The organism is Kitasatospora sp. NPDC048296 (assembly GCF_043201815.1).
Lineage (GTDB): Bacteria > Actinomycetota > Actinomycetes > Streptomycetales > Streptomycetaceae > Kitasatospora.
On record NZ_JBICZB010000098.1, the window covers coordinates 1 to 24,442 of the forward strand.

The 24,442-nt window shown below is 71.8% G+C and carries 24 protein-coding genes, 1 tRNA gene and 1 pseudogene; 11 read left to right on the forward strand and 15 right to left on the reverse strand.

Annotated elements, in window-relative coordinates; all coding sequences use genetic code 11:
* Positions 1–715: 715 nt before the first annotated feature.
* Entirely contained in the window at positions 716–979 is a 264-nt protein-coding gene (locus tag ACGF12_RS34665) for a ribosomal protein L7/L12 (protein ID WP_393039276.1), read from the forward strand.
* 159 nt (positions 980–1,138) lie between these two features.
* Here the strand turns inward: ACGF12_RS34665 and ACGF12_RS34670 are convergent, their stop codons facing one another.
* Positions 1,139–1,741, reverse strand: a complete 603-nt coding sequence (locus tag ACGF12_RS34670) for a DUF3631 domain-containing protein (protein WP_393039279.1) — start codon at positions 1,739–1,741, stop codon at positions 1,139–1,141.
* Positions 1,742–1,747: 6 nt separating this feature from the next.
* Between ACGF12_RS34670 and ACGF12_RS34675 the strand changes: the two are divergent.
* Positions 1,748–2,126, forward strand: a pseudogene (locus ACGF12_RS34675) (tyrosine-type recombinase/integrase); the annotation flags it as partial.
* Positions 2,127–2,214: 88 nt separating this feature from the next.
* Here the strand turns inward: ACGF12_RS34675 and ACGF12_RS34680 are convergent.
* Positions 2,215–2,288: transfer RNA gene (locus ACGF12_RS34680), tRNA-Thr, on the reverse strand.
* A gap of 281 nt (positions 2,289–2,569) precedes the next feature.
* On the opposite strand from ACGF12_RS34680, the gene ACGF12_RS34685 reads away from it, so the two are divergent.
* From ACGF12_RS34685 to ACGF12_RS34695, 3 genes are all read left to right on the forward strand, one after another.
* The gene (locus ACGF12_RS34685) at positions 2,570–3,667 is read left to right on the forward strand and encodes an ABC transporter ATP-binding protein (RefSeq protein WP_393039282.1); all 1,098 of its coding nucleotides are present in this window, start codon (positions 2,570–2,572) and stop codon (positions 3,665–3,667) included.
* Positions 3,668–3,865: 198 nt separating this feature from the next.
* Complete coding sequence (locus tag ACGF12_RS34690) at positions 3,866–4,309, forward strand: hypothetical protein (RefSeq protein ID WP_393039285.1); 444 nt, start codon at positions 3,866–3,868, stop codon at positions 4,307–4,309.
* Between the two features lie 54 nt (positions 4,310–4,363).
* Complete coding sequence (locus tag ACGF12_RS34695; protein ID WP_393039288.1) at positions 4,364–5,170, forward strand: NDP-sugar synthase; 807 nt, start codon at positions 4,364–4,366, stop codon at positions 5,168–5,170.
* Between the two features lie 184 nt (positions 5,171–5,354).
* On the opposite strand, the gene ACGF12_RS34700 is transcribed toward ACGF12_RS34695, so the two are convergent.
* The 7 genes from ACGF12_RS34700 to ACGF12_RS34730 all read right to left on the reverse strand — a co-directional run bounded on the left by ACGF12_RS34700 (position 5,355) and on the right by ACGF12_RS34730 (position 12,326).
* Positions 5,355–7,019: a DoxX family membrane protein gene (locus tag ACGF12_RS34700; protein WP_393039291.1), complete on the reverse strand. Its 1,665-nt coding sequence runs from the start codon at positions 7,017–7,019 to the stop codon at positions 5,355–5,357.
* 168 nt (positions 7,020–7,187) lie between these two features.
* Positions 7,188–8,180, reverse strand: a complete 993-nt coding sequence (gene rlmB / locus ACGF12_RS34705) for a 23S rRNA (guanosine(2251)-2'-O)-methyltransferase RlmB (protein WP_393039293.1) — start codon at positions 8,178–8,180, stop codon at positions 7,188–7,190.
* Between the two features lie 136 nt (positions 8,181–8,316).
* Positions 8,317–9,711 carry a cysteine--tRNA ligase gene (gene cysS / locus ACGF12_RS34710; RefSeq protein WP_393039296.1) on the reverse strand — a complete coding sequence of 465 codons (1,395 nt, stop codon included), beginning with the start codon at positions 9,709–9,711 and terminating at the stop codon, positions 8,317–8,319.
* A gap of 94 nt (positions 9,712–9,805) precedes the next feature.
* Entirely contained in the window at positions 9,806–10,201 is a 396-nt protein-coding gene (locus ACGF12_RS34715) for a PPOX class F420-dependent oxidoreductase (protein ID WP_393039299.1), read from the reverse strand.
* A 147-nt stretch (positions 10,202–10,348) separates the two neighbouring features.
* A complete protein-coding gene (ispF, locus tag ACGF12_RS34720; RefSeq protein ID WP_393039302.1) occupies positions 10,349–10,840 on the reverse strand; it encodes a 2-C-methyl-D-erythritol 2,4-cyclodiphosphate synthase in 492 nt (163 codons plus the stop codon).
* Positions 10,830–11,585, reverse strand: coding sequence for a 2-C-methyl-D-erythritol 4-phosphate cytidylyltransferase (ispD, locus tag ACGF12_RS34725; protein ID WP_393039341.1), 756 nt, complete (start codon positions 11,583–11,585; stop codon positions 10,830–10,832). The genes ispF and ispD overlap by 11 nt, the downstream gene beginning before the upstream one ends.
* Before the next feature lie 258 nt (positions 11,586–11,843).
* Positions 11,844–12,326 (reverse strand): CarD family transcriptional regulator, encoded by a 483-nt coding sequence (locus ACGF12_RS34730; RefSeq protein WP_030244332.1) that lies wholly within the window; start codon positions 12,324–12,326, stop codon positions 11,844–11,846.
* 440 nt (positions 12,327–12,766) lie between these two features.
* On the opposite strand from ACGF12_RS34730, the gene ACGF12_RS34735 reads away from it, so the two are divergent.
* Positions 12,767–13,468 (forward strand): DUF461 domain-containing protein, encoded by a 702-nt coding sequence (locus ACGF12_RS34735; RefSeq protein WP_393039305.1) that lies wholly within the window; start codon positions 12,767–12,769, stop codon positions 13,466–13,468.
* A gap of 120 nt (positions 13,469–13,588) precedes the next feature.
* On the opposite strand, the gene ACGF12_RS34740 is transcribed toward ACGF12_RS34735, so the two are convergent.
* Positions 13,589–14,284 (reverse strand): response regulator, encoded by a 696-nt coding sequence (locus tag ACGF12_RS34740; RefSeq protein WP_393039308.1) that lies wholly within the window; start codon positions 14,282–14,284, stop codon positions 13,589–13,591.
* Positions 14,281–15,858, reverse strand: coding sequence for a sensor histidine kinase (locus ACGF12_RS34745; RefSeq protein ID WP_393039311.1), 1,578 nt, complete (start codon positions 15,856–15,858; stop codon positions 14,281–14,283). The genes ACGF12_RS34740 and ACGF12_RS34745 overlap by 4 nt, the downstream gene beginning before the upstream one ends.
* Before the next feature lie 307 nt (positions 15,859–16,165).
* Between ACGF12_RS34745 and phoU the strand changes: the two genes are divergently transcribed.
* Both phoU and ACGF12_RS34755 read left to right on the forward strand, forming a co-directional pair.
* Positions 16,166–16,855 carry a phosphate signaling complex protein PhoU gene (gene phoU / locus ACGF12_RS34750; protein WP_393039314.1) on the forward strand — a complete coding sequence of 230 codons (690 nt, stop codon included), beginning with the start codon at positions 16,166–16,168 and terminating at the stop codon, positions 16,853–16,855.
* Positions 16,856–17,039: 184 nt separating this feature from the next.
* A complete protein-coding gene (locus ACGF12_RS34755; RefSeq protein WP_393039317.1) occupies positions 17,040–17,219 on the forward strand; it encodes a hypothetical protein in 180 nt (59 codons plus the stop codon).
* Between the two features lie 76 nt (positions 17,220–17,295).
* Here the strand turns inward: ACGF12_RS34755 and ACGF12_RS34760 are convergent, their stop codons facing one another.
* The 4 genes from ACGF12_RS34760 to ACGF12_RS34775 all read right to left on the reverse strand — a co-directional run bounded on the left by ACGF12_RS34760 (position 17,296) and on the right by ACGF12_RS34775 (position 20,226).
* Entirely contained in the window at positions 17,296–17,892 is a 597-nt protein-coding gene (locus ACGF12_RS34760; protein ID WP_393039320.1) for a lytic polysaccharide monooxygenase, read from the reverse strand.
* A 439-nt stretch (positions 17,893–18,331) separates the two neighbouring features.
* Positions 18,332–18,886, reverse strand: a complete 555-nt coding sequence (locus tag ACGF12_RS34765) for an RICIN domain-containing protein (RefSeq protein ID WP_393039323.1) — start codon at positions 18,884–18,886, stop codon at positions 18,332–18,334.
* A 51-nt stretch (positions 18,887–18,937) separates the two neighbouring features.
* Entirely contained in the window at positions 18,938–19,474 is a 537-nt protein-coding gene (locus ACGF12_RS34770; protein WP_393039326.1) for a GNAT family N-acetyltransferase, read from the reverse strand.
* A complete protein-coding gene (locus tag ACGF12_RS34775; protein ID WP_393039329.1) occupies positions 19,471–20,226 on the reverse strand; it encodes a GntR family transcriptional regulator in 756 nt (251 codons plus the stop codon). Before ACGF12_RS34775 ends, ACGF12_RS34770 begins: the two co-directional genes overlap by 4 nt.
* A 350-nt stretch (positions 20,227–20,576) precedes the next feature.
* On the opposite strand from ACGF12_RS34775, the gene ACGF12_RS34780 reads away from it, so the two are divergent.
* The 3 genes from ACGF12_RS34780 (at position 20,577) to ACGF12_RS34790 (ending at position 23,953) form a co-directional block, all read left to right on the forward strand.
* Positions 20,577–21,344, forward strand: coding sequence for a hypothetical protein (locus tag ACGF12_RS34780; protein WP_393039332.1), 768 nt, complete (start codon positions 20,577–20,579; stop codon positions 21,342–21,344).
* Between the two features lie 729 nt (positions 21,345–22,073).
* The gene (locus ACGF12_RS34785) at positions 22,074–22,640 is read left to right on the forward strand and encodes a hypothetical protein (protein WP_393039335.1); all 567 of its coding nucleotides are present in this window, start codon (positions 22,074–22,076) and stop codon (positions 22,638–22,640) included.
* Complete coding sequence (locus ACGF12_RS34790) at positions 22,640–23,953, forward strand: DUF3987 domain-containing protein (protein WP_393039338.1); 1,314 nt, start codon at positions 22,640–22,642, stop codon at positions 23,951–23,953. Before ACGF12_RS34785 ends, ACGF12_RS34790 begins: the two co-directional genes overlap by 1 nt.
* The last annotated feature ends 489 nt before the right edge of the window (positions 23,954–24,442 follow it).

Here is a 24,442-nt window from a genome sequence, read left to right on the forward strand (position 1 = left end):
CCAACCACGCGACGGCCGAACAAGTGAACCTGAAACCCCGCCAACCCCTTCTGACCAGCTGATCAGCACCTCCCGCACACCGGGGGAAGCTCAGGACGAACCCGCCGAGGCCGCGGACGAGCGCGTACACGAGTACAAACGCACGCCTGACCAGGGTTGGGTACGGACGGGCAAGTCGTTCCGTGGCCGCCAAGGCAGGTCAGAAGGGGCTGAGTGGATCGACGACGGGATCCTGCTCCGCGTCGCGCGAATGGCGCCGGGACGCCGTGCCGGAAGACGGCGAGTGGGCACCAGTGTGGAAGGCCATGAGCGCCCTCGCCGATGTCCATGGCGGAGAAAATGTCCGACTCGTCGTTTGGTTCGACAACTGACAGCGTCTCTGAACCTTCTGCAATGGCACCATCAGCACATCGTCATCCGCCCGTAGCTTCGCCGAGCGGAGGTCCGACCGTGAGCCACTCACTCAGTCAACGAGCAGTCCCATGGGGCTCTCGGCGGAGGACTCGGCTGGTAGGTGTGCGCCCTCGCGCGGCCACCAGCCGAGCTGGGCAGGTAGCGCGAAGGCCGTAGGACCGTCGTGCGCGACAACTTGCTCCGCCCTTGGGGGCGCGGGCCGGGGTAAGGACTGCTTACCCCACAACTTGCTCCGCGTGCGCCCCCTCCGTCTTCCACGGTGTGGGGCCAGGCTCTCAAAGCGTCGGCAGATGGAGGGGGTATGGGCGGCGAGGTCAGGTACTTCACGCTGGTCTGCGACAACGTGCCGTACAACGTCGTGCTGGCCGATCCCGGCACCCGCACCATGGACGTGCTCAAGGAGATCCGCCGACTCACCGGGCTCAGTTTGTGGCATGGCAAACTCCTCATCGGGCAGCTTCCGGCGACGGTTCTCGAAGACCAACCCGAAGACACAGCTCGGGCAGCTGCCAGCGCTCTTCGCGCCGTTGGCGCTGTCGCTCATGCCGTTGAGCAGACCGCCTGAGGATCCGCCCGTTGCCCTCCGCGTCGCATCCGTCCCACGCGTTGCACACCTGGTCAGGGCGGTACGGGTGACGCTCCCGGGACGACAGGACCCGTTGCGGGGAACGAACCCGTCCCCGCCCTGAGCTGGGCGGGGACGGGTGGTACGGCTGCCGGCGGGTCAGCTGCCGGTAGTGACGGGTGGTTCAGCGGGCTCGGGGCAGTAGCGGCTCCAGGCGTCGAGGAAGCCGTTGCGGGGGAAGCCCTTGAGCTGCACGCCGTCCGGGAAGCGGATGTTCATCGAGCCGATGCCGTAGTCCTTGAGCAGGAGCTGCAGGCCACGGGCGCTCAGCCCCGTCGATCCGTGCTCGGCCCACGGTGCCTCGTGGTCGGCCTTCAGGGCGGTCAGGAGGTGCTCGGTGGACAGGGCGTCCGGATTGCCACCAGCGGCGAAGACTCGGCGGATGTCGACCAGGATCCTCGTCTTCAGGCCACCGTCCTCGTCCTGCCCGGACTCGAACGCGGTCATGGCACGGCAGGCCGCACGGGCGCGCGCCGGCCACTCACCTCCGGCGAGGTCGGCGACCGTCACCAGGGGCTCCCAGGTGTCGGCAGCCCGGTCGTCGACCGGCATGGGCGGCTCCATGTCGGTCGCCGCGTCGATCAGGGGCACCAACCAGGCGTGGAGGCCGTCGCGCAGCTCACGCAGGCCCGGGTTGTCCCGGTCGGAGCGGTACGAGGAGACGCGCTCGCCCGGCGCGCGGCGGCGCATCCGGATGACCACGGACCGGCCCCACTTCGCTGGCAGCGGCTCCGGCAGGCCGAGCAGCGCCGCCAGCGACTGGAGGCAGGCAGGGACTGGCCGGACTCCGGCTCCGTCTTCACCACGGCGACCGGCCAGCCGATCGAGCCGCGGAACCTCACCCGTTCGTTCACGCGGGTGGCCAAGGCCGAGGCCCTGCCCCCGGTCAGGCTGCACGACACCCGGCACGGCTGCGCGACGCTCCTGTCCGCCGCCGGCGTGGCGCCCCCGGGACCTGATGGCCATCCTCGGGCACAGCCAGATCGCCGTCACGATGGAGATCTACACGCACGTGGTGCAGGAGAAGCAGCGGGAGGCGATGAGGCACATGGACCGCCTGCTGAAGCGCCGCCGCAAGACCGACTGATGTCATCCGGAGATGTCAGAACGCCCCGGGCTGATCCCAGCCCGGGGCGTTCTGCGTTCTTCGACCCTCTGACCTGGGCCGGAATCTGAGCCCCCTGTCGGGTTCGAACCGACGACCCCCGCTTTACAAGAGCGGTGCTCTGGCCAGCTGAGCTAAGGAGGCACGGTGGCCGTCCGCGATGGATCACGGCGGCACCGGGGGCAGTCTACCGGGCCGGGGTGGCGGGGTGGGGGGATATCCAGGGGTTGGCGGGGCGGGTGGGCGTGATGGAACCGATGCCGAAATCGGGCGGCGGGGGGCTGACAAGCAGCGAAAGCGCAGGTAGCGTCGCCGGGAGTCGGTTTGTGTAGTGGTTCAGACCACTGACGGACCGACGGAGACGAACCAACCCCCCTTTACTCGGATCGTCCGGCACGTTCCTGCCGGTGAAGGAGAGCACAACCATGGCTTCTGTCACGTACGACCAGGCGACCCGCATCTACCCTGGGGCCACCAAGCCCTCGGTGGACGCGCTGGACCTGGAGATCGCGGACGGCGAGTTCCTCGTCCTGGTCGGCCCGTCGGGCTGCGGCAAGTCGACCAGCCTGCGCATGCTGGCCGGTCTGGAGGACGTCAACAGCGGCGCCATCCGGATCGGCGACCGGGACGTCACCCACCTGCCGCCGAAGGACCGGGACATCGCGATGGTGTTCCAGAACTACGCGCTCTACCCGCACATGACCGTCGCCGAGAACATGGGCTTCGCGCTCAAGATCGCCGGCGTGAACAAGGCGGACATCCGCACCAAGGTCGAGGAGGCGGCGAAGATCCTCGACCTCACCGACTACCTGGACCGCAAGCCGAAGGCGCTCTCCGGCGGCCAGCGCCAGCGCGTCGCGATGGGCCGCGCGATCGTCCGCCAGCCGCAGGTCTTCCTGATGGACGAGCCGCTGTCGAACCTGGACGCCAAGCTCCGCGTCTCGACCCGTACCCAGATCGCCGGCCTGCAGCGCCGCCTGGGCATCACCACGGTGTACGTCACCCACGACCAGACCGAGGCGCTCACCATGGGCGACCGGGTCGCGGTGCTCAAGGACGGTCTGCTGCAGCAGGTCGACACCCCACGCAACATGTACGACAAGCCCGCCAACCTCTTCGTGGCCGGCTTCATCGGCTCGCCGGCCATGAACCTGGTCGAGGTGCCGCTGGTGGACGGCGGCGTGAAGTTCGGCGGCTCGGTCGTCAACATCTCGCGCGAGAACCTGGCCGGCGCCGGCACCGACAAGACGGTGATCGTCGGCATCCGCCCCGAGCACTTCCAGATCGTCCCGGCCGGCGGCATCGAGGGCGTCGCGGTGACCGTGAACGTGGTCGAGGAGCTCGGCTCGGACGGCTTCGTCTACGGCACCACCCAGATCGGCGGCGTGGACAAGGACCTGGTCGTCCGCGTCCCCGGCCGGCAGATCCCGACCCGCGGCGAAACCATCCACGTCGTGCCGATCGCGCAGGAGACCCACGTCTTCGCCACCAGCAGCGGCGTGCGCCTGAGCGTTTGCGACTGACACGACCGACGCGACTGACGCGGCCGGCGCCCCGGCGCAACAGCTGACGCCAAGGAGCCCGTCGGACCCTCCCCGGTCCGGTGGGCTCCGTCCGTACACCCCCACGTCAACACGGCGCAGGGACGAACCCGGACACCGCGTCACTCGATGGTGTAACGGAGGGCGATTCGGCCCGTACCCACCGCTACTCTCCTGAGGGTGAAGCAGCTTGTGCGCCGTATCGGCCAGACCGTCGCCCTGACCCTGCCGGTCGTCCTGGTGACCACCGGCACCCTCGCCGTGACCCGGGTCCCGTGGGCCCCGCCGACCGGGCTCGACCAGCAGGTGGTGGCGGCGTCCAGCGGCGACGGCGCCGGGATCGGGCGCTCCGCCGCCACCGCCACCAAGACGGACGGGCTCGCCCCGCAGGAGGCGCTGCGGGTGGCGCTGCTGGACGAGCTGCGCGCCGAGAACCCGTCCGCCGCGCTGGACCTGCTGGAGCGCTCGATGCGCGAGCAGCCCTCGCTCACGCCGTACTGCACCTCGCTGGCGACCGAGCTGGGCAAGGCCGCGGTGCGCAAGTACCAGGGCGACGTCCAGCGGGCCCGTTCCTTCGCCCGCCCGGTCTGCGACGGCTCCTTCGCGGCGGGCGTCGTCGGCTGACGGTCCACGACGGTGGGCTGACGAAGCCCGCCGCGGGCGCCTTATCGTTCAGCCATGACCGCTGACTCCGGCCCGACCGCCGACCTCGCGTCCCCGCAGTCCCAGTCCCAGTCCCAGCCTCACCAGCCCCGGCCGACCACGACGCCCGTCACCCAGGCCGTCATCCTGGCCGGCGGCCAGGGCTCCCGGCTGCGCCCCTACACCGACGACCGACCCAAGCCGCTGGTCGAGATCCCGGGGACGGGCACGCCGATCCTCGGCCACCAGCTGGCCTGGCTGGCCGCCGAGGGCGTCACCGACGTCGTGGTGTCCTGCGGGCACCTCGCCGACGTGCTGGAGGAGTGGCTCAGCACGGCGGACCTGCCGCTGCGGGTCCGTACGGTGATCGAGGCCGAGCCGCTCGGGCGCGGCGGCGGCCTCAAGCACGCGGCCAAGGCGCTGCCCCGCCCGGACGAGCCCTGGTACGCCACCAACGGCGACATCTGGACCCGCTTCAGCCTGCGTGACATGGCCGCCTTCCACCACGAGCGGGACGCCGTCGCGACGCTCGCGCTGGCCCGGCCGCGGATCCCCTGGGGCGCCGTGGAGACCGACCAGTTCGGCAACGTGCTGGACTTCATCGAGGCCCCGCCCTCGCCGTTCCTGATCAACGCCGGCCTGTACGTGTTCAGCCCGGAGTTCGCCGAGCTGCTGCCGGACGTGGGCGACCACGAGCGCACCACCTTCCCCCAACTCGCGCGCAGCAAGCGACTGGCGGGCTACCAGCTGCCGCAGGGCGTGTACTGGCGGGCCATCGACACGGCCAAGGACCTCACCGAGGCGGCCAAGGAGCTCGCCGCGCACCGCGACAACTCCCGCTGAGGGCGACGCGGCGGCAGCGCGACGCCGGCGGCAGTGCGACGCTGACGGCAGCGCACCGACGCTGACGGCAGCGCGGCGGCCCCGGCAACAACGCACCAGCCCCGACGACAACGCAACGGCCGGGTGCTCCCCCACGGAGCACCCGGCCGAAGACGTGCCGGGGGACGGGGACGGGGACGGGACGTCAGGTCGCCGTCGGCGTCCCCGGGCGGGAGGAGCGCTCGCCACCGGACAGGTCGGCCAGCGGACCGCTGCCCAGCACCCCGCCGAGCAGCCCGGAGCCGTTGCTCGGGCTCGACCTGGGCGCGGAACCCGAGCCGCCGGGGGCCGGGGTGCCGCGCTGGGCCGGTGCGGAGCCGCCCCCGGCGGCGGACGAGGCCGCCGGGGAGGAGCCGGCGGCCCCTGTCTCCGCCCTGCCGGAGTGCTTGCCGCTCGGCGTGGCACCGGTGGACTTGGCGGCGGGGGCGCTGGGCGAGGAGGTCGCGCTCGGCGTCGGGGTGGCCGGGCGCGGGGCGGCGGGCGAGGGCGAGGTGGACGTGCCCTGGCCGCCCGGGGCGCCGGACGGGCCGCCCGACGGCCAGACCGGGGTGCCGTAGTCGGTGGCCGGGCGGGCCGGCGCCTGGTGCGGCCGGGCGCCGGTCCGGACGGCCGCACCCAGCATCGAGCCGAGCAGCAGGGTCAGGCCGACCACGACGGTGGTGACCACCGTGCCCCGGCGCAGCACCCGGCGGCGCAGCGCGCCCGGCGCGCCCGCGCCGACCCGGCGCCAGGCCTCCAGGTTGAGCCGCCCGTCCAGCGAGGCGAACGGCGCCCCGGCGATCAGCAGCGGGCTCCACGCCGCGAGGAAGATCAGGTCCGGGGTGTCGTAGACCGGCACGGCCCGCCAGCTGACGGTGAACAGCAGCGCCGCCGAGAGCAGCATCGCCGCCCCGGCCGCGAGCCGCTGCCAGAGGCCGAGGATGGTCAGCACGCCGACCACGATCTCGGTGAAGGACACCACCAGACCGGAGCCCACCGGGTGCGCCATCGCGAAGGCGAGCAGCGGCTCGGCGACCTTCCACGGGTGCAGCGAGGAGAGCCAGCGCATCATCGAGCCGCGCTCGCCACCGTCGAAGTACACCGGGTCGCAGAGCTTGCTGAACCCGGCGTAGACCGAGAGCGAGCCGAGCACCGCGCGCAGCGGCAGCAGCACCAGGCCGAGGTCGACCCGGCGGCCCGGGTACCAGGGCTGCTTGCCCTCGGTGGCGGCGGCGGAGACCTCGGGCAGCTCACCGTTCGGGGTCCAGCCGTGCGGCGCGCCGACCGGGCCGACGCCCGCGTCGGTGGCACTGCCGGTGCCCTCGCGCGGCTGGCGCGGGACGCTCCGGGCGCCCGCGTAGGCCGGGAGTGCCTGGGTGTCCGCCTCGGCCAGGCCGAGGCCGCCGGCCGGGGACCCGGTCTGGCGCACCGCCTCCAGCAGCCGGGTGGCCGCGAGGTCCCCAGGGGCCGTCCGGCCGGTCCAGGTGACGGCGGTGACCCGGCCCTTGCGGCGCGGCGCACCGCCGGCCCCGGCCCCGGCCAGCGCCGGGACGGCGGAGGCGGGCACGACGACCTGCGGGGTGACCAGCGGACGGCGGATCAGGCCCTGGTTGGCGTAGGGGTCGCCGAACGCGGCACCGGAGGACAGCAGTCCGGCCGGGGCCTCGATCAGCGGCGCCACCGGGGCGCCGAGCCGGAGCCGGAAGCTCGCCTGGGTGCTGCTGAGGCGCGCCGGATCCGACGGCACCTTGACGGTGTCGAGCCCGGGGCCCGCGTCTATCCCGGTGCTGCCGCCGCCGAACAGGGGGCGCCGAGGTGTTCTGGTGTCCACGCCCGTCTAACCGGGTGACGGCCGCTTAGGACACTCTCCCGGGTGGATGTCCGGCGCATACTTGAAGTGATCATGAAAAAGGCGATCGGACCCGGTCGGGCCCGATCGCTTTTCACTCGGATCGCGGGGAATTCAGAAAATCGCCTGCGGCAAGAGCAGCGGGTGTGCTCAGCGCTTGGCGCGCAGCCGCGCGGCCTCGTACAGCACGATGCCCGCCGCGACACCGGCGTTCAACGACTCGGTCAGCCCCGACATCGGGATCCGCACCCGCATGTCGCAGGTCTCCGAGACCAGGCGGGACAGACCCTTGCCCTCGCTGCCCGCGACGATCACGACCGGGCCGGTCAGCAGCTCCAGGTCGCCCAGCTCGGCCTCGCCGTCGGCGGCCAGGCCGACCACCATCAGGCCGGCCTTCTGGTAGGCCTCCAGCGTGCGGGTCAGGTTGGTGGCGCGGGCCACGGGCAGCCGGGCGGCGGCACCGGAGGAGGTCTTCCAGGCACCGGCGGTCATACCGGCCGCGCGGCGCTCGGGGATGACCACGCCGTGCGCGCCGAAGGCGGCGGCGGAGCGGACCACGGCGCCGAGGTTGCGCGAGTCGGTGACCCCGTCCAGCGCGATGATCAGCGCGTCCTGGCCGGCGTCGGCGGCCTCCCCCAGCAGGTCCTCGGGGTGGGCGTACTCGTACGGCGGGACCTGCAGCACCAGGCCCTGGTGGTTCATCCCGCCGGTCATCTGGTCCAGCTGCGGGCGCGGGGCCTCCATCAGCGGGATGCCGCGGTCGTTGGCGGCCTGGAAGGCGTCGCGCACGCGGTCGTCGGTGTCGATGAACTGCTGGACGTACAGCGCGTTGGCCGGCACGTCGCCCTGGAGCGCCTCGACCACCGAGTTGCGGCCGAAGACGAGCTCGGCGCTGCCCGCGCCGCCGCGGCCGCCCCGGCCGCCGGCGCCGGCCCGGCGCATGCCGGCCCGGGCCTTGGCGTCCCGCTCGCGCTTGATCGCGGCGTTGGCGGCCCGCTGCTTGGGGTGGCCCTTGCGCGCCTCACCGGGCGGGGTCGGGCCCTTGCCCTCCAGCGCCCTCCGGCTGTGCCCGCCGGTACCGACAGACGCGCCCTTCTTCGATCCGGGGTTGCGGCGGTTCCTGCGCTGGCTGTTGCCGGCCATGGCTGTACTTCCTGTCTGTCCGGCATGCCCGGCCGCCCCGCTCGGTGCGGCGGCGGCCGACGGCATGCGCTACGTCATGCGGGAGGGCCGCACCGGTCCGGTACGGCCCACCCATCACCCCGATCGTCAGATGGGGTTACTGGCTGTTGATCGTCCAGCGCGGGCCGGACGGGGTGTCCTCGATGGCCAGCCCGGCCAGGCCGAGCTGGTCGCGGATGGCATCCGCGGTGGCGAAGTCCTTGCGCTCGCGCGCCGCCTGCCGCTGGTCCAGGACCAGACGGACCAGCGAGTCGACCACACCGTGGAGGTCCTCGCCGCGCTCCGTCCCGGCCCAGTGCCGGTCGAGCGGGTCGAGGCCCAGTACACCGAGCATCGCACGGACCTCGGCCAGTCGCGCCACCACGGTCTCCTTGTCGTCCGCGTTCAGGGCGCTGTTGCCCTGGCGGACGGCGGTGTGCACGACGGCGAGCGCCTGCGGCACACCGAAGTCGTCGTCCATCGCCTCGGCGAAGGCCGGCGGCACCTCGGGCGCCGCGTCGACCGTGCCGCAGCGCTCGACGGCGCGCTGGATGAAGCCCTCGATCCGGCCGAAGCCGGCCTCGGCCTCGCGCAACGACTCCTCGCTGTACTCGATCATCGAGCGGTAGTGCGGGGAGCCCAGGTAGTAGCGGAGCACGATCGGCCGCCAGCGCTGGACCATCTCGGAGACCAGCACCGAGTTGCCCAGCGACTTGCTCATCTTCTCGCCGGCCATGGTGACCCAGGCGTTGTGCGCCCAGAAACCGGCGAAGTCGTCGCCGTAGGCCTTGGACTGGGCGATCTCGTTCTCGTGGTGCGGGAAGATCAGGTCCAGCCCGCCGCCGTGGATGTCGAAGGCCGGGCCCAGGTACTTGTGGGCCATCGCCGAGCACTCCAGGTGCCAGCCCGGCCGGCCGCGGCCCCACGGGGTCTCCCAGCTCGGCTCGCCCGGCTTGGCGGCCTTCCACATCGCGAAGTCGCGCTGGTCGCGCTTGCCGGTCTCGCCCTCGCCCTCGGGCTGGCGCAGGTCCTCCAGCTTCTGGTTGGAGAGCGCGAGGTAGTCGGGGTACGACTTCACGTCGAAGTAGACGTTCCCGTCGACCGCGTAGGCGTGGCCCTTCGCGATGAGGCCCTGCATCATCTCGACCATCTCGGGGATGTGCCCGGTGGCCCGCGGCTCGACGGTCGGCGGCAGGCAGCCGAGCGCGTCGTAACCGTCGTTGAAGGCGCGCTCGTTCTCGTAGCCGATCTGCCACCACGGCGTACCGAGCTCGCGCTCCTTGGCGATGATCTTGTCGTCGATGTCGGTGACGTTGCGGGCGAAGGTCACCTGGTAGCCGCGGTAGGCGAACCACCGCTGCATGATGTCGAAGTTGAGGTAGGACCGGACGTGCCCGATGTGTGGCGCCGACTGGACGGTAGCGCCGCACAGGTAGATCGAGACACAACCCGGTACGAGCGGGACGAAGTCGCGTACCTGGCGGGTGCTGGTGTCGTACAGACGAATGCTCACAGCGTCAAGCGTAGTGGGCGGCGGGGGGTGCCCCGCGACATTCCCCGGGAATGACAGGCCGCACCCCCGGGGAAACACCCGTCCCGTACGCCGGTCAGATGTTGCCGACCACCTTGCGCGGGGAGAGTCGGATGACCACCCGGACGTCGTCCGGGCCGTCCCAGGTGTAGGTGTCCACCCCGCGGTACTTGGCGGCCAGCTCGTTGATCAGCTCCCGGCCGCCCTCGGTGGTCATCGTCACCGAGCCGCGCGCCTCCAGGTACTCGTACGGGCTCTCCGGCGGGTTGATCACCAGCGAGACGCGCGCGTCCTTCGCCAGGTTGAGGTGCTTGCGGCGGCCCTCGACGGTGGAGAACAGGATGTCGTCGCCGTCCCGCTTGACCCAGACGACGGAGGACTGGGGACTGCCGTCGGGCTGGATCGTGGAGACCACGGCGAAGTTCTTGCCGTCGATCAACGCCTTGGCCTTGTCGGAGAGTTCAACGCCCATCGGAAACCTCTTCTCGTCGGCGGCGGTACGGACCCGAGGCAAGCTCCGCGCGGGCCCGTACCGCACACTATCGATTCGGGCCCCCGCGGCACCTGGTGAACACCCGTCAGCAGAGGTCTATTTCCGCTCCCGCGACCGGCTCCCCGCTCAACGCCGTTCGTACACCAGGGCGGTGGCGATCGCGGCCAGCCCCTCGGCCCGGCCGGTCAGGCCCAGGCCGTCGGTGGTGGTGCCGGAGACCGAGACCGGCGCGCCGGCCGCCTCGGACAGCGCGGCCTGCGCCTCGGCCCGCCGCTTGCCGATCTTCGGCCGGACGCCGATCACCTGGACCGCGACGTTGCCGATCTCGAAGCCCGCCTCGCGGACCAGCCGGGCCGCCTCGCCGAGCAGCTTGACCCCGGAGGCACCGGCCCACTCGGGGCGGTCGGTGCCGAAGTGGGCGCCCAGGTCGCCGATTCCGGCGGCCGAGAACAGCGCGTCACAGGCGGCGTGCGCGGCGACGTCCGCGTCCGAGTGCCCGGAGAGCCCGAACTCGGCGTCCGGCCACTCCAGTCCGGCCACCCAGAGCGGCCGGCCGGCCTCGAAGGCGTGCACATCGGTACCGATCCCCACCCGGGGGATCAACGGCTCAGTAGGCATCGGCGGCCCTCCGGCGGGCGAGTACGGCCTCGGCGAGCACGAGGTCCAACGGACGGGTGACCTTGAACGCCTCCTCGTGGCCGGGCACCACGACGACCCGGCCGCCGTAGCGCTCCACCAGGCCGGCGTCGTCGGTGACCGCCGGCGCGTCGGCTCCGCCCGCGGCCTCCTCGGCCAGCGCCTTGGCGTGCACCTCGACCAGGGCGGCCCGGTCGAAACCCTGCGGGGTCTGCACGGCGCGCAGGGTGGCCCGCTCCGGCGTGTCGATGACCGGCTCGGGGCCACCCGGGTTCGGCTCGACCCGCTTCACGGTGTCGGCCAGCGGCACCGCGGGCACCACCGCCTCGGCCCCGGCCCGGACGGCGGCCGCGACGGCGTCCACCACCTCGACCGGGACGAGCGGGCGGGCCGCGTCGTGCACCAGGACGATCCCGACGTCCTCCGGGATCGCGGCCAGGCCGAGCCGGACCGACTCCTGGCGGGTCGCGCCGCCGGCCACCACCCGGATGTCCTTGCCGTCCAGCCCGTGGCTGTCCAGCAGGGCGACCACCTCGGCCACCCCGTCGGCGGGCGCGGCGACCACGACCAGCCCGACCGCCCGGCTGCGCGCCAGGGCCCGTACGGCGTGCACCAGGAGCGGCACGCCGCCCAGTTCCCGCAGGGCCTTCGGGGCGCCGGGCCCCAGCCGCTCACCGCGTCCGGCGGCGGGCACCACTGCTGCTGCGACTGCTGCTGAGGCGTTCAGGTTTCACTCCTTCGGCGAAGTGGGTATGGCAGTGGCGTGCCCGGCGGGCGCCCGGGCCCCTTCCGAAGATCCACGGTCCACTGCCCGCCGCACAACTGCGCAGAAACGGTCTTGCAGGCCTGGACCGGCTCGGGCGGGGGGCGTCGTCCGGACACGCCTCAGCGCCCGAAGTGCCACTGCACCACCCCTGGACACTTCGTCCTGGGAGCGGCGCGCCGGCACCGGGCGCTGTGAGCGGTGGGCGGCAGCCCGACTGCACTACGAGGCGAGAACCTCGTCGAGCAGCGTCTCCGCCTTGTCCTCGTTGGTGTTCTCCGCCAGCGCGAGTTCGCTGACGAGGATCTGGCGCGCCTTCGCGAGCATCCGCTTCTCGCCGGCCGAGAGGCCGCGCTCGCGCTCGCGACGCCAGAGGTCGCGCACAACCTCGGCGACCTTGATAACGTCGCCCGAGGCGAGCTTCTCCAGGTTCGCCTTGTAGCGACGGGACCAGTTGGTCGGCTCTTCGGTGTACGGTGCGCGCAGCACCTCGAAGACCCGGTCCAGACCCTCCTGGCCGACCACATCGCGAACGCCGACGAACTCCGCGTTCTCGGCGGGCACGCGGAGCGTCAGGTCTCCCTGCTGCACCTTGAGCACCAGGTAGGTCTTGTCCACACCTTTGATCTGGCGAATTTCGATGGCCTCGATCAGCGCGGCCCCGTGATGGGGGTAGACCACCGTGTCGCCAACCTTGAACGTCATGTGACAGGACCCCTTCCGTGGCTTTCCAGAATAACACGCCTCACGGCGCACCCGAAGGGCGTTTTCGCAGGTCAGGGCCGGTCTCGGGGCTTGACAAGCACCCCCATGACGTGCTGCGACCGATGTTCGAGAGGGGCTTCCCGCAGGTCGGAGGCGGTTCCGGCACTCGACGAAACCCTTGCGCAACACCCCGGCAACCATGATTGGATCTTGAGCTTTCACCCCTTTCCCGGCCGTGACCCAATCGTTATTCGATCTTGGTCGAAGCTTGCCCTCCTCTCGGGACTCTGCGTGACTCGACCATGACATTCGTACGCCCGGACGGCCCCGGGGCGGCCCCGGGAGTGCGACACGGGGACCACCCCGTGAGGAGCGCATAAGTGAGGTCGATAATCTGAGACCTGACCTGTTGACACGTGACCTAGGGAGAAGCCGCCGCCGTGAGCCGCAGCCTTCGACGCGGCAGCATCGCCGCCATCGCCGCCATCGCCATCGCCTCGCTGTCGTCCTGCGCCGCCGGCAACACGCCGGACACGCTGCAGATCAAGCCCGACAACGCGGCAGCGACCATCGGGACGAACCTCCGGCTGAACAACATCGTGGTCGTCACCGGGGTGGGTACCTCGGGTGACTACACGGGCCCTGCCAACGTGGTCGTCAACATCTCCAACACGGCCGACACCGCGGCCGAGCTGCAGTCGATCACCGTCGGCACCAGCAGCGCCACCTTCGCGGACGCCGCGGGCGCCCCGCTGTCCAGCATCGTCGTCCCGGCCGGTGGCTCGGTGGTGATCGGCGGCCAGGGCAACCCGTCCGCCTCCCTCGCCGCGGCCTCCGTGCACATCGGCGGCTTCGCCCCCACCACCTTCACCTTCAAGGACGGCCAGAAGGTCGACGCCCAGGCCGGCGTGAGCCCGGACTCGGGCGAGAACGGCCGCGGCCTGTACAAGGGCTTCGGCCCGACCCCGACGGCCGTGCCCACCAAGAGCGCCACCCCGGCCTCCCCGGCGGCCACCCCGTCCGCGGGTGCCACCACCCCGGGCGCCACCGGCACCCCGTCGGCCGGCGCCACCGCCCCGGGCGCTCCGACCACGCCGGTCGCCGGTGCCACCCCGTCGGCGACCACTCCGGCCGCCCACTGACGCGGTAACCGCCTCCCGCGGGCCCTTCCCGGGCCCGCGGGAGGCCCGCTACGCGGAAGGCCCCCTCCGGCTGGTGCCGGAGGGGGCCTTCCGCGTACGGGCGTTGCCGCGGTCTACGGCTTACGGCTCGAACTTGTAGCCCAGGCCGCGGACGGTGACCAGGTAGCGCGGCGCGCCCGGGTCGGGCTCGATCTTGGCCCGCAGGCGCTTCACGTGGACGTCCAGGGTCTTGGTGTCGCCGACGTAGTCCGCGCCCCAGACCCGGTCGATCAGCTGCATGCGGGTGAGCACCCGGCCCGCGTTGCGCAGCAGCATCTCCAGCAGGTCGAACTCCTTGAGCGGCAGGTCGACCTTGGCGCCGTCCACGGTCACCACGTGCCGGTCCACGTCCATCCGGACCGGGCCCGCCTCCAGGGCGCCCGGGCCGCCGCCGTTCTCACCGGCGGCGCCGTCCTCGCCGCGGCGGCGCAGCACCGCGCGGATCCGGGCGACCAGCTCACGGGTGGAGTACGGCTTCGTGACGTAGTCGTCAGCGCCTATCTCCAGCCCGACGACCTTGTCGATCTCGCTGTCCTTGGCGGTCACCATGATCACCGGGACGTTGGAACGCACCCGGAGCTGGCGGCAGACCTCGGTGCCCGGCAGGCCCGGCAGCATCAGGTCGAGCAGAACGAGGTCCGCGCCATTGCGTTCGAACTGCTCCAGGGCGTCGGGGCCGGTGGCGGCGACGGCCACCTCGAAGCCCTCCTTGCGGAGCATGTACGAGAGGGCGTCGCTGAACGACTCCTCGTCCTCGACCACCAGTACTCGGGTCACGATCGGGCCTCCGGGGCAAGCTTGGTTGCGGTTGTCAGGGGTTCTTCCCGCTCCCCGGCGGGGAGCGAACGGGCCGTGCCGTGCGGACGGTCCGTGGTGAGGGTTCGGGGTGCGGCGGCGGGCCCGGCGGTGTGGTCGCCGGGCTCGTCGTCGAAGTCGTCGGCGTCGGCGGCGTCGTCGGCGTCGTCGGCGTCGGCGGCGTCGTCGTCGGCGTCGTCGTCGGCGTCGTCGGCGTCGGCGGCGTCGTCGGCGTCGTCGGCCTCGTCGGCGGCGTCGGCGTCGTCGGCCTCGTCGGCGGCGTCGGCCTCGTCGGCGGCGTCGGCGAGCGCCTCGTCGTCCAGGTCGTCGTCGAGGTCGTCGTCGGCGGGCACCTGTCCGGCGGGCAGGCGGATGGTGAAGGTCGAACCCTGGCCCTCGACGCTCCACACCGAGACGGTGCCGCCGTGCGAGGCGGCGACGTGCTTGACGATGGACAGGCCGAGGCCGGTGCCGCCGGTCTGCCGGGAGCGGGCCGGGTCGACCCGGTAGAAGCGTTCGAAGACCCGCTCGCGGTCCTTCTCGGAGATGCCGATGCCCTGGTCGGTCACCGATATCTCGATCAGCTCGCCGTCCGCCTCGCCGAGCGCCGCGGCGCTGGAGATCCGGCGGGTGGCGATCGCCACCCGGGTGCGGGGCGGGCTGTAGTTGACGGCGTTCTCCACCAGGTTGCCGAGCGCGGCGGCGAGCTGGCCGCGGTTGCCGTGCAGGTAGAGCCCGGCGATGCCGCCGGCCGCGATCAGGATCTGCTTGGCGGCGGCCTGCTGGCGGCAGCGGTCGATCGCCTCGGCGATCAGCTCGTCCACCGCGACCGGCTCCGGGTCGACCATCAGCCGGTCGTCCTGGACCCGGGAGAGATCGATGATCTCCTGCACCAGGCTGGCCAGGCGGGTCGCCTCGACCTGCATCCGGCCGGCGAAGCGCTGCACCGCCTCCGGGTCGTCGGCCGCGTCGGCGACCGCCTCGGAGAGCAGCGACAGGGCGCCGACCGGGGTCTTGAGCTCATGACTGACGTTGGCCACGAAGTCCCGGCGGACGGCCTCCACCCGGCGGCGCTCGGTCTGGTCCTCGACCAGCACCAGCACCAGTCGGGAGCCCAGCGGGGCGACCCGGACCGACACCGCGAGCGGCTCGACCGCGCGGGCCGCGCCGGGGCGGGGCACCTCCAGCTCGACCTGCCGGATCTCGCCGTCCCGGCGGGTGGCACGGGCCAGCGCGAGCATCTGGTCCACGGCGACCGCGCCGCCGCGCACCAGGCCCATCGCGTACGCCGCCGAGCTGGCCTTGACCACCTCGTCGCCCTCGCCCAGCACGATCGCGCAGGAACGGAGCACGGAGAGTACGGTGTCGACCCCCGGCGGCAGCGGGGGTTCCGGGTTGCCGGTGCCCAGCGCCTGGGCCCGGCCGTAATGCCTGCCGTTGAGGTGCCTGCCCCTGGCCTGCTCGCGCTCGCTCCAGCGGAAGGCGATGGAGGCGGTGAGGCCGACGCCGAGCCCGGCTATGGCACAGGCGGCGGCAGCGGCCACGTTCACGTCCATGTTGGCAAGCGTAAGCGCACGGCCAGGCCACTCCCCAAGGGCTGGATCAAGGCATCGACCACGCGTTGCCGAGAATTCACCTTCACGTAGCTGCCGATTCACCGTACCGGCCGTGCGTCGTCGCCCGAACGGCACAGAGTTGGCCATGCAGCCCGTGTGGGAGAGAACGGCGTGCCGATCAGCGGCCGTCGTCTCAGGTGTGCGCGTACGATTCGCGCCACCAGCAGCGGTCACCCGAACGCCGGAACGACGGTCGGACGGGCTGACCGGTCGGCACCGCCACCGACACAGCTAGTGAGGAGAGAACATGCGCGACGCGTACCACGAGGAACTGGACTCGATCGGCGACAGCCTGGTCGAGATGGCCCGGCTGGTCGGCTCGGCCATGGGCCGGGCCACCACCGCACTCCTCGACGCGGACCTGGCGCTGGCGGAGAGCGTCATCGCCGCCGACCAGAAGGTCAACGACCTCCACCACGAGCTGGAGAACCGCGCCATCGATCTGCTCGCGCGGCAGCAGCCCGTCGCCACGGACCTGCGCATCGTGGTCACCTCGCTGCGGATGAGCGCCGACCTGGAGCGCTGCGGAGACCTCGCCCGGCACGTCGCCAAGGTCGCGCGGATGCGCTACCCCGAGTCGGCCGTGCCCTCCGACCTGCACTCCACCGTCCTGGAGATGGGCCAGCTCGCCCAGAGACTGGTCGCCAAGGCGGGTCTGGTGATCGCCACCAAGGACGTCGACAAGGCCCTGGAGCTGGAGCAGGACGACGACGCCATCGACACCCTGCACCGCGAGCTGCTGTCCCACCTGATCGACGAGCGCTGGCACCACGGCATCGAGACCGCCGTCGACCTCACCCTGGTCGGCCGCTACTACGAGCGCTTCGCGGACCACGCGGTGTCGGTCGCCAAGCGCGTGGTGTACCTGGTGACGGGCGAGCACGTGGCCGAGTTCGTGGCCGCCACCGAGGCGGCGGAGGCCGGCAGGTCGGAGTGACCGGCGGGGTGGGAGTGACCGGCTCCCACCCCGGGGGTGAGTAAACCTGTCGCGAGGGTGGTGTGGACGCACGGTCCTCCCTACGTCCTGCCACTGCACGCCTGTTGACGCTCCCTCCGGTTGGCGGCTTCACTCGATAGTTGGGGGCACAGGAGTGCGCCCGTCACAAGGAGGGAAGCGCTCGATGAAGGCCAACCCGACCCGACCGGCACCCGCCCACGACACCGTCGAGCCACTCACCCCGAAGCTGCTGCCTGTCCTCGCGGCCGGCTGCGGCTGCGGACCGGGCTGCGGCTGCGGCTGCCAGTCCGGTGCGCCCTGCCAGTGCGGCGGCGCGGACGGCGGCTGCTGCGGCGGCCACTGAGGTACCCGCCACCGAGGAGTCATGAGGTGTACGGCCGCCGGGCGGCCGTACACCTCAGCTCTTTCTGTTCCAGCGGTCAGAACTGGACGTCGGTGCAGGAGTAGAAGGCGTTCCCGGTGTCGGCGATCGTCCAGACCGCGACGATCACCTGATGGCCGGTGCGCCCGCTCGGGACGGTCGCGGTGTGGCTGAGCGTGCTCGGCACCTGTCGGCCGTTGTACGGGACGGTCAGGAAGGGCGTCAGGTCCAGGCTGTCCCGGGTGACGGGCTGGCCGGCGTCGTAGCCCGGCTTGGTCAGGTAGTACGTGAAGTCGGTGGTCGCGTGCCGGGCGGTGAAGGTCCAGGTGAAGGTGAGCTGCCGGCCCGCCGTCACCGGCGTGGTCGGCCAGGCACCGCCGTGCGGGTCGTCCAGCTCGGCGAAGCGGGCGTTGCCGCCGGCGCAGATGGTGCCGTCGGCGGGCCCGGCGGCCGGGAAGCCCTTCGGGCCCTCGACGCTCTGCGGTTCCCACTGGATCTCGCCGCAGTCCCAGGGGACGGCGCCGGCGTCCGCGTCGCAGAGCGCGGCCCGGCTGGGCGGCGTCGTGATGTAGCCGTGGGACTGGGCGGGGAAGGCCAGGGTGAGCGGGATCGCCAGCGCGGCGACGGCCGCCCCGACCAGATGACGTGTGCGCATGGTGCTCCTCCGTGGGGGTGGATGGAGTGTGCGCCGGGGCGCAGACGCGCGCGCGTGGGGGTGCGGCGGCCGGGGACCCGGGAAAACCCTTGGCATGCCTGCGCCAGCCCGGTGCCCTCACGGCAGGAGTCGCCGGCATCGCCCGTCAATGGTCTGAACCACTTTTGGGTCGAGCTCAACTCCCCTGCCATACAGGCCTGTTGAACGACGAAGGCCCCGCCCACCGGCGAACCGGGAGCGGGGCCGTGTGCCGTCGGGCTTACTTCTTGCCCTGGGTCTGGCCTGTCGGTGTTGAGGGCCTGATCAAGGGGCTCTGACCTGGGGCTGAGCCGTCGACAGTTGTCATCGTTGGCCGCCTTTTATCGACGCCGGACGGCCCACAGACGGCCCAGCCGACTGGCCCACCCAATCAGGGGCATTCCGGCTGTTCGGCAGGCAGTCACCAGGAACAGCTGACCCAGGGGTAGCAGTAATCCCACTCCATGTTCGCCTGCCGTGCCCCGGCGGGCCACTGGCGGGCGGGAGCGCCGGAGTCGGTACGCCAGTCCGCGATCTCCAGGAACTTCCCACTGTTCCAGTTCAACAGGTACTCGGCGACATTCGGGTCGGACGGAGTCCCTGGGCCGAGCTCCATGTACTGCCACGCCTGGTTCGCGCCGCCGGTGCAGTACCACTGCCGGGCAGGGGCACCTGGGTCAGTGCGCCAGTCCGCGATCTCAAGACACTGCCCGCTGTGCAGATTGACGAAGCGCGTCCCGTGGGAGTCCGGGACAGCCAGCCACATCTGGTTGTCGCCACCAGTGCAGTCCCACTGCCGGGCAGGGGCACCGGGGTCCATGCGCCAGTCCGCGATCTCAAGACACTTCCCGCTGTTGTGGTTTCGCAGCGGGTGCGCTTGCGACGCGCTCGCTGGCGTAGCCCCCACCCCCGTCAGCAGCCCTGCCGCTACTGCGGCTGCCGCGAGAACCCTGACAATTCCCATCCGGCCGCGCATGCTCTTCTCCCCTATTCCGCCGACCGATACCCGGCCGATCGCGGCAGGAGCCTAGCCTCCAGCCCCCTCAGACCGAACGGCCAGGGGCCGCCCTACCGCCCGCTCGAAGAGCGCACCCGACTGCCTGTGAGGCAGGTCCACGGTCCGCACCAGCGTGAAGCCCTGCCCCTGGTAGTACCGGTGCAATCCCGGGTTCGTCTTCCACGCGTCGAGCCGGAGCCTCGGCTTCCCCGCAGCCGCCGCCCGGGCCGCTGCCCAGTCCAGCATCCGTGCGCCCACAGCCTGGCCGGCCACGTCCCGGGCGATGGCCATCCGGTGCACGTACAGCGCCGCCTCCGGCTCGTCGCCCGACTCCCAGAATTCCGGGTCCGCCTGCTCGTCCACGGTCAACGTGCCGACCGGGCTCCCGTCGCGGAGGGCCAGGAAGCACTCCCCACGGCTCATCGAGTCGAGCAGCCGTTCCCGACGGGGCGGGAACTGCCACTGGTCACTGCCGAGCGCGGCAAGCCACTCCCCAGCACCTATCAGCAGGCCTTCGACCATGGGTAGTTCATCAGGCGTCGCTGTGCGCATCTCCAGCACGGTCACTCGCCCCCGTCCTGCGACTGCTCCCACTGCCGCTCGTACGAGATGACGTGCCGGTCCCCCGGGAGCACGGTCACGGCGACGCGAACCGGGCGCCCTTCGGCCGTGTAGCCCGTGCAGACGTGGTACGCGACAGGACTCCCCGGGCCCAGCTCAAGGCGGTGCGCTTCATCGGGGGTCGGCATCCGCACGTACAGCTCATCGAGCGCGCGCACCTGCCGGTAGCCCAGCTCCGCCAGCACCTCGTTGGCGCCGCGCGTGATGTCCTCCGGCCTCATGATCTCGGAGTCGCGAACGATGTCCAGCGGGTAGTAGCTGTCGTTCACGTTGAACGGCTCGCCGTCGAGCCAGCGGATGCGTCGACGCACCGCAGCAAGCTCCCCCGCTTCGAGGTGCAGGCGCTTCGCGATGTCCGGCGCTGGCTCCACGATGGCCACCTCGATGAGCTGGCGCGGCTTCCGCCCGTCCGCCGAGTGCTCCGTGACGAAGGCGTCCATCTCCACCGAGTACGGGCGCTTGCGGAACTCGGCCTGCGGCCGGAACACCATCGGCTGGCGCTCCTTCACGAAGTAGCCCCGGGGCCTCATCGGCACGACCAGACCTTCGTTGACCAGCGCGCCGAGCGCCTGTCGCACGGTGCCTCGCCCAACGCCGAACTGCGCGATCAGGTCGGCTTCGGTCGGCAACTGCGCGCCGGCCGGGAGCGTCCCGTCCGCGATCTTCTGCCTCAGCCCGTCGGAGATCTGCTGGTACATGGGCGCTCGCCCGGATCGCATCGCTGACATGCAGACCATGAAACAGGAGCTCAGGACGCATTGTCTAGTCAATGCGAACGATGGGCTTGACCGACGCTCGCCGAGCGTGCCAATCTCTTCACCGGCAGCATTGTTCGGACAATGCAGACGATGCCAGGACTTGCCATGGAGCGGCGCTCAAACCGCCAAGTCAGCACGCCGCTCCATGCCCCAGTGAAGGGAGTTCCATCATGCCTGCAACGCTCACCGCTTCACGAGTCGCCGCCGTCGAGGTTCCGCTGTCAGGTGGGGTGTCGGTCGTTGACCGGCGTCTGCCGGGCCAGCGGTACCCGCGTGTGGAGGTGGAGGGTGTGGAGCTGAACCGGCTCCAGGTCGCCACGGCGCTGTTCGAGATGAAGGACGCGCTCGGCTACAAGCCGTCGATCGACGTCCTGACGTTGACGCTGGCCAAGGCCGTGGAGGCCTACGGGCTGGAGGGCATCCAGGCCGCAGCCCGGGACATGGTCCACCTGGACCCGACCGCCAAGCACAACCACGACGTGGCGCACGCCTGGGACATGGCTCACCAGGTGGTCATGGCCTACTGGTACACCAACGCCGAGTCACGGCCGATGACGCGCCACGAGCGCGCGGTGGCCCTGCACCTGGTCGGTGAGGACGCCTTCCCGACCATGCGCCAGGACGACTACCGGGCCACCCGACTGGCTCCCGAGGAGCTGTCGGCCCTGATCGCACAGGGCGCGGCCATGGTGCCGGTGGCGGTCCTGGAGGCCCTGGGCGAGGAGCTGGCCCGCGAGCAGCACGCGTTCGCGCCGAAGCCGTCCACGCCCGAGGAGCGCCTCCGCCGGGCGGAGCTGAAGCGGATCCTGCCGAACTTCCGGCGCCGCCGTCTGTGCGACATGGTGACCGAGTCGGCCACGTACAAGCACGAGCTGGCTACGCCGCTGGTCGTGCTGACCGACTCCGGGGAGCGCTTCCTCGGTGCCGTCGTCCCGGACAGCCCGGAACTGCGGCTGCGCCACCTCGCCCTTGTCGGCCGCATCGGCGAGCGACTGGCCTACACCCGCCGTGTCCTGGTCCCGGCCGGTGTCCTGCCGGCCGACGGCTGCCGGGTCTGAGCGCTCACCGCCGCTCACCGCCACTCATCGGCGCTCAGCACCCGCTCACCGGGTGCTCACCGAGTCAGTCAGCCGACCAGCCGACTGGGCCGGTTTCAACCGCGGTCGACCGACTTTCAGGGGCACGCGCGGAGCGGTGAACACCCGACTGTTCACCGCCGCTCACGGAACCGTTCCCGGCGCTACCCGCCGACCGTTCCCGCGTTCCCGGAAGCGCTTCTCGCCCTTTACCCCCAAGCATCGGTCGACCACTGACCAGGCGTCACAGGCCGACCGGGACCCGACTCGCTCGCCGGTGAACATCCCGGCCGTTCACCGGTGAGCACCCCGACTCCAGCCCGACTCCCGACCCTTGCAGGAGTAGCTGTGACCAGCCAGAACGGGGCCGACTCCCGCGCCCCCGAACCACCACCACCCGAAGCTGAAACCCCGGCCCGCGCCCCTGAAACGGCCGACCGTGGACCTGAAACGATCCCCGCCGTGAGCGCCGTTCAGTCGGGTGCTCACCGCCCTGTTCACCCCTCCGCTGAAACGCTCACCGGCGCGGCTGAACCTCCGGCCCGTTCCCTTGAAGCGGCGCCCGGCGGGCCTGAAACGGGCCCGTCCGGGAGCGGTGAACACGGCGCCGTGAGCGCCGGTGAGCGCCCGGTGAACACCTCCGGCGCCAGCCCCGCTGAAACGCCCAGCCGCGTGGTTGAAGCGGACCCGGCCGGGGTTGAAACGGTGCCGATGCCCGACCCGATCGCGCTCCCGGCTCCGGTCCGGGACGCACACCGCGCCACCGCCCGGTGGGCTGCCGACCGGTTCGTGAGCGCGCTCCGCCGGGTCAGCCCGGCCGTGGTGCTCGACCGGTGGGGACAGCCGGTCGGCATCCCCGACTACGGCTCCCCCGCCTTCGCCGCCCTGCCGCCGGGCGACCCGCGCCGGGAGGCCGCGCTCATCACCGCCGCCGAAGCCTGGCGCCAGCAGGCCGAGCACGCCCCGGAGTTCATCCATGCCGGGATGAGCACGGACCTGGTGCTGGGCGAGCAGGCACGCGCCGTGTGGGTGGCCGAGGACGAAGCCTCCTGGAAAGAGCTGGTGCGCACGGTGCGGGCCTGGTCGAACCACCCGACCGCGCTGGAGCTGGCCGAGCGCCGCGCCCGCGCCGCCGAAGCTGCCCAACGGCCCGTGAGCGCTTCTCCGGGATGGCCGCCGGTGGCCATCCCCGGACAGCCCGGCTGGCACCGCCACCACCACCCCGACGGCCGTCAGGCCGACCTGCCCGACACCCCCCAGCTTGCGGAGAGCGCCTAATGCCCGTCGAACTCCACCTCGCTACCACCACCGACGGCCGACCACAGAGCCAGCAGGACCCGCTGTACGACCCGGCGCCCGGGATCGACCGCCCCTCGCGCCCGGGCCCGGTGCCGGACCCGGAGGTGTTCTGCGGCTGGGTCGGGGAGACCGTCCGCGACCTGGACCCGACCACGGAGGCCGACCCGGTCGGCGTGCTGGTGAACCTGCTGTCGGCCGGCGGGGCCGCGATCGGCCCGAAGCCGTTCATGTGGATCGGCAACGACCGCCACCCCGCGCTGATCTGGGCGCTCACCGTCGGCGCCACCGCCGCCGGACGCAAGGGCGCGGGCACCAACACCGCCAAGCGGCTGTTCAAGGCCGCCGTGCCGGACTTCATCGCCTGCAACACCCGCTCCGGCCTGTCCTCCGGCGAGGGCCTGATCGAGATGGTGCGCGACGGCGACGGCGACAAGGACCCCGGAGTCCTCGACAAGCGGCTGTGGGTGGTCGAGTCCGAGTACGGCGTCACGATGGCCCGGGGCCGCCGGGAGGGTTCCTCCCTGAGCGGCATCCTGCGTCAGGCCTGGAACGGCGAAGACCTGGGCGTGATGAACCGGGACGCCCTGCACGCCACCGCCCCGCACATCGCCGTGATCGGCCACATCAGTCCGCGTGAGCTGCGGGCGAAGATGCAGGACGCTGAGATGGCCGGAGGCACCTACAACCGGTTCCTGCCGGTGTTCGTGCACCGCAACCTGCTCGACCCGGATGGCGGGGGAGCCCCCGACGGGCTGATCGACAGCCTGGCTTCGGCGTGGAAGACCGTGCTCACCGACGCCCGGCAGGTCGGCGAGGTCCGGCTCACCGAGCAGGCCGCCCAGCTGTGGCGGGAGGAGGTCTACCCGGCGCTGTGCGGGGACGAGGGCGACGAAGGCCCGATCGCGGAGTTCACCGCCCGCGCCGCCCCGTACGCCAAGCGCGCCGCCATGGTCTACGCCCTGCTGGACCACACCGACCGCATCGGCGAAGCCCACCTGCGGGCCGCGTGGGCTCTTGTCCGGTACGCCCGCGCCAGCGCCGCCCACATCCTCGGGCCGACCGCCGCCGCCAGCACCGGTGACCCGCACCTGGACAAGCTCCTCCAGGCGGTGAAAACCGCCGGGCCCTCCGGGATGACCCAGTCCCAGGTGCAGGTGCTCTTGAAGCGGCTCAACGCCACCCAGCGCGCCGACGTCACCTCCCGCCTGGTGCAGCTGCCCGGCTTCGCCGCCGTCCAGCTCTCCACCGGCGGACGCCAGCAGACCACCTACCTCTACGCCCCGCCCGACTGAGGAGCGGTCCGAAAAGGCCGGAAAGGCCGGAAAGCCCTCTGACCTGCAAAGACGGCTGGCGGAAAGTGGTCCGGAATGGTCCGGAAAGTGGTCCGCGATCCCCCGGCCCCGAACCTCCCGGACCCTTTCCGGACCATTCCGGACCACTTTCCGCCACGCAAAACCCCAGCTCAGACCCCTTTACGGCCTTTCCGGCCTTTCCGGACCACCCCCGGATCCGAACGGAGACCACCACCATGCCGCGCACACCCGCCACCAGCCCCGCCCAACCGGACCTCCGGGCGGACACCCCGCCGGCCGCCACGACGCCCCGGGCCCGCTCCCCACCAAGCCCCGGCCGCCCTCGACCGGCCGCCGGACCTAGCGTCGGCACTCGCTAGACCTAGCGACCCCGCTAGTGCCGCATCAAGCAACGTTCGCCCTGTTGTGACATCCCGTCCGGTTGTCGTGCCGGACGGGATGTGCCGCCAGAATGATCACGTGGCTGAG

What these genes read in the sequence shown, in the direction of transcription:
- ACGF12_RS34730 (WP_030244332.1), bottom strand. Translation starts at nt 12,326, where the DNA reads ATGACGTTCAAGGTTGGCGACACGGTGGTCTACCCCCATCACGGGGCC.
- ACGF12_RS34765 (WP_393039323.1), bottom strand. Translation starts at nt 18,886, where the DNA reads ATGCGCGGCCGGATGGGAATTGTCAGGGTTCTCGCGGCAGCCGCAGTA.
- ACGF12_RS34695 (WP_393039288.1), top strand. Translation starts at nt 4,364, where the DNA reads ATGACCGCTGACTCCGGCCCGACCGCCGACCTCGCGTCCCCGCAGTCC.
- ACGF12_RS34665 (WP_393039276.1), top strand. Translation starts at nt 716, where the DNA reads ATGGGCGGCGAGGTCAGGTACTTCACGCTGGTCTGCGACAACGTGCCG.
- ACGF12_RS34775 (WP_393039329.1), bottom strand. Translation starts at nt 20,226, where the DNA reads ATGTACCAGCAGATCTCCGACGGGCTGAGGCAGAAGATCGCGGACGGG.
- ACGF12_RS34760 (WP_393039320.1), bottom strand. Translation starts at nt 17,892, where the DNA reads ATGCGCACACGTCATCTGGTCGGGGCGGCCGTCGCCGCGCTGGCGATC.
- ACGF12_RS34785 (WP_393039335.1), top strand. Translation starts at nt 22,074, where the DNA reads ATGCCCGACCCGATCGCGCTCCCGGCTCCGGTCCGGGACGCACACCGC.
- phoU (WP_393039314.1), top strand. Translation starts at nt 16,166, where the DNA reads ATGCGCGACGCGTACCACGAGGAACTGGACTCGATCGGCGACAGCCTG.
- ispF (WP_393039302.1), bottom strand. Translation starts at nt 10,840, where the DNA reads ATGCCTACTGAGCCGTTGATCCCCCGGGTGGGGATCGGTACCGATGTG.
- ACGF12_RS34790 (WP_393039338.1), top strand. Translation starts at nt 22,640, where the DNA reads ATGCCCGTCGAACTCCACCTCGCTACCACCACCGACGGCCGACCACAG.
- rlmB (WP_393039293.1), bottom strand. Translation starts at nt 8,180, where the DNA reads ATGGCCGGCAACAGCCAGCGCAGGAACCGCCGCAACCCCGGATCGAAG.
- ACGF12_RS34755 (WP_393039317.1), top strand. Translation starts at nt 17,040, where the DNA reads ATGAAGGCCAACCCGACCCGACCGGCACCCGCCCACGACACCGTCGAG.
- ACGF12_RS34715 (WP_393039299.1), bottom strand. Translation starts at nt 10,201, where the DNA reads ATGGGCGTTGAACTCTCCGACAAGGCCAAGGCGTTGATCGACGGCAAG.
- ACGF12_RS34685 (WP_393039282.1), top strand. Translation starts at nt 2,570, where the DNA reads ATGGCTTCTGTCACGTACGACCAGGCGACCCGCATCTACCCTGGGGCC.
- ACGF12_RS34745 (WP_393039311.1), bottom strand. Translation starts at nt 15,858, where the DNA reads ATGGACGTGAACGTGGCCGCTGCCGCCGCCTGTGCCATAGCCGGGCTC.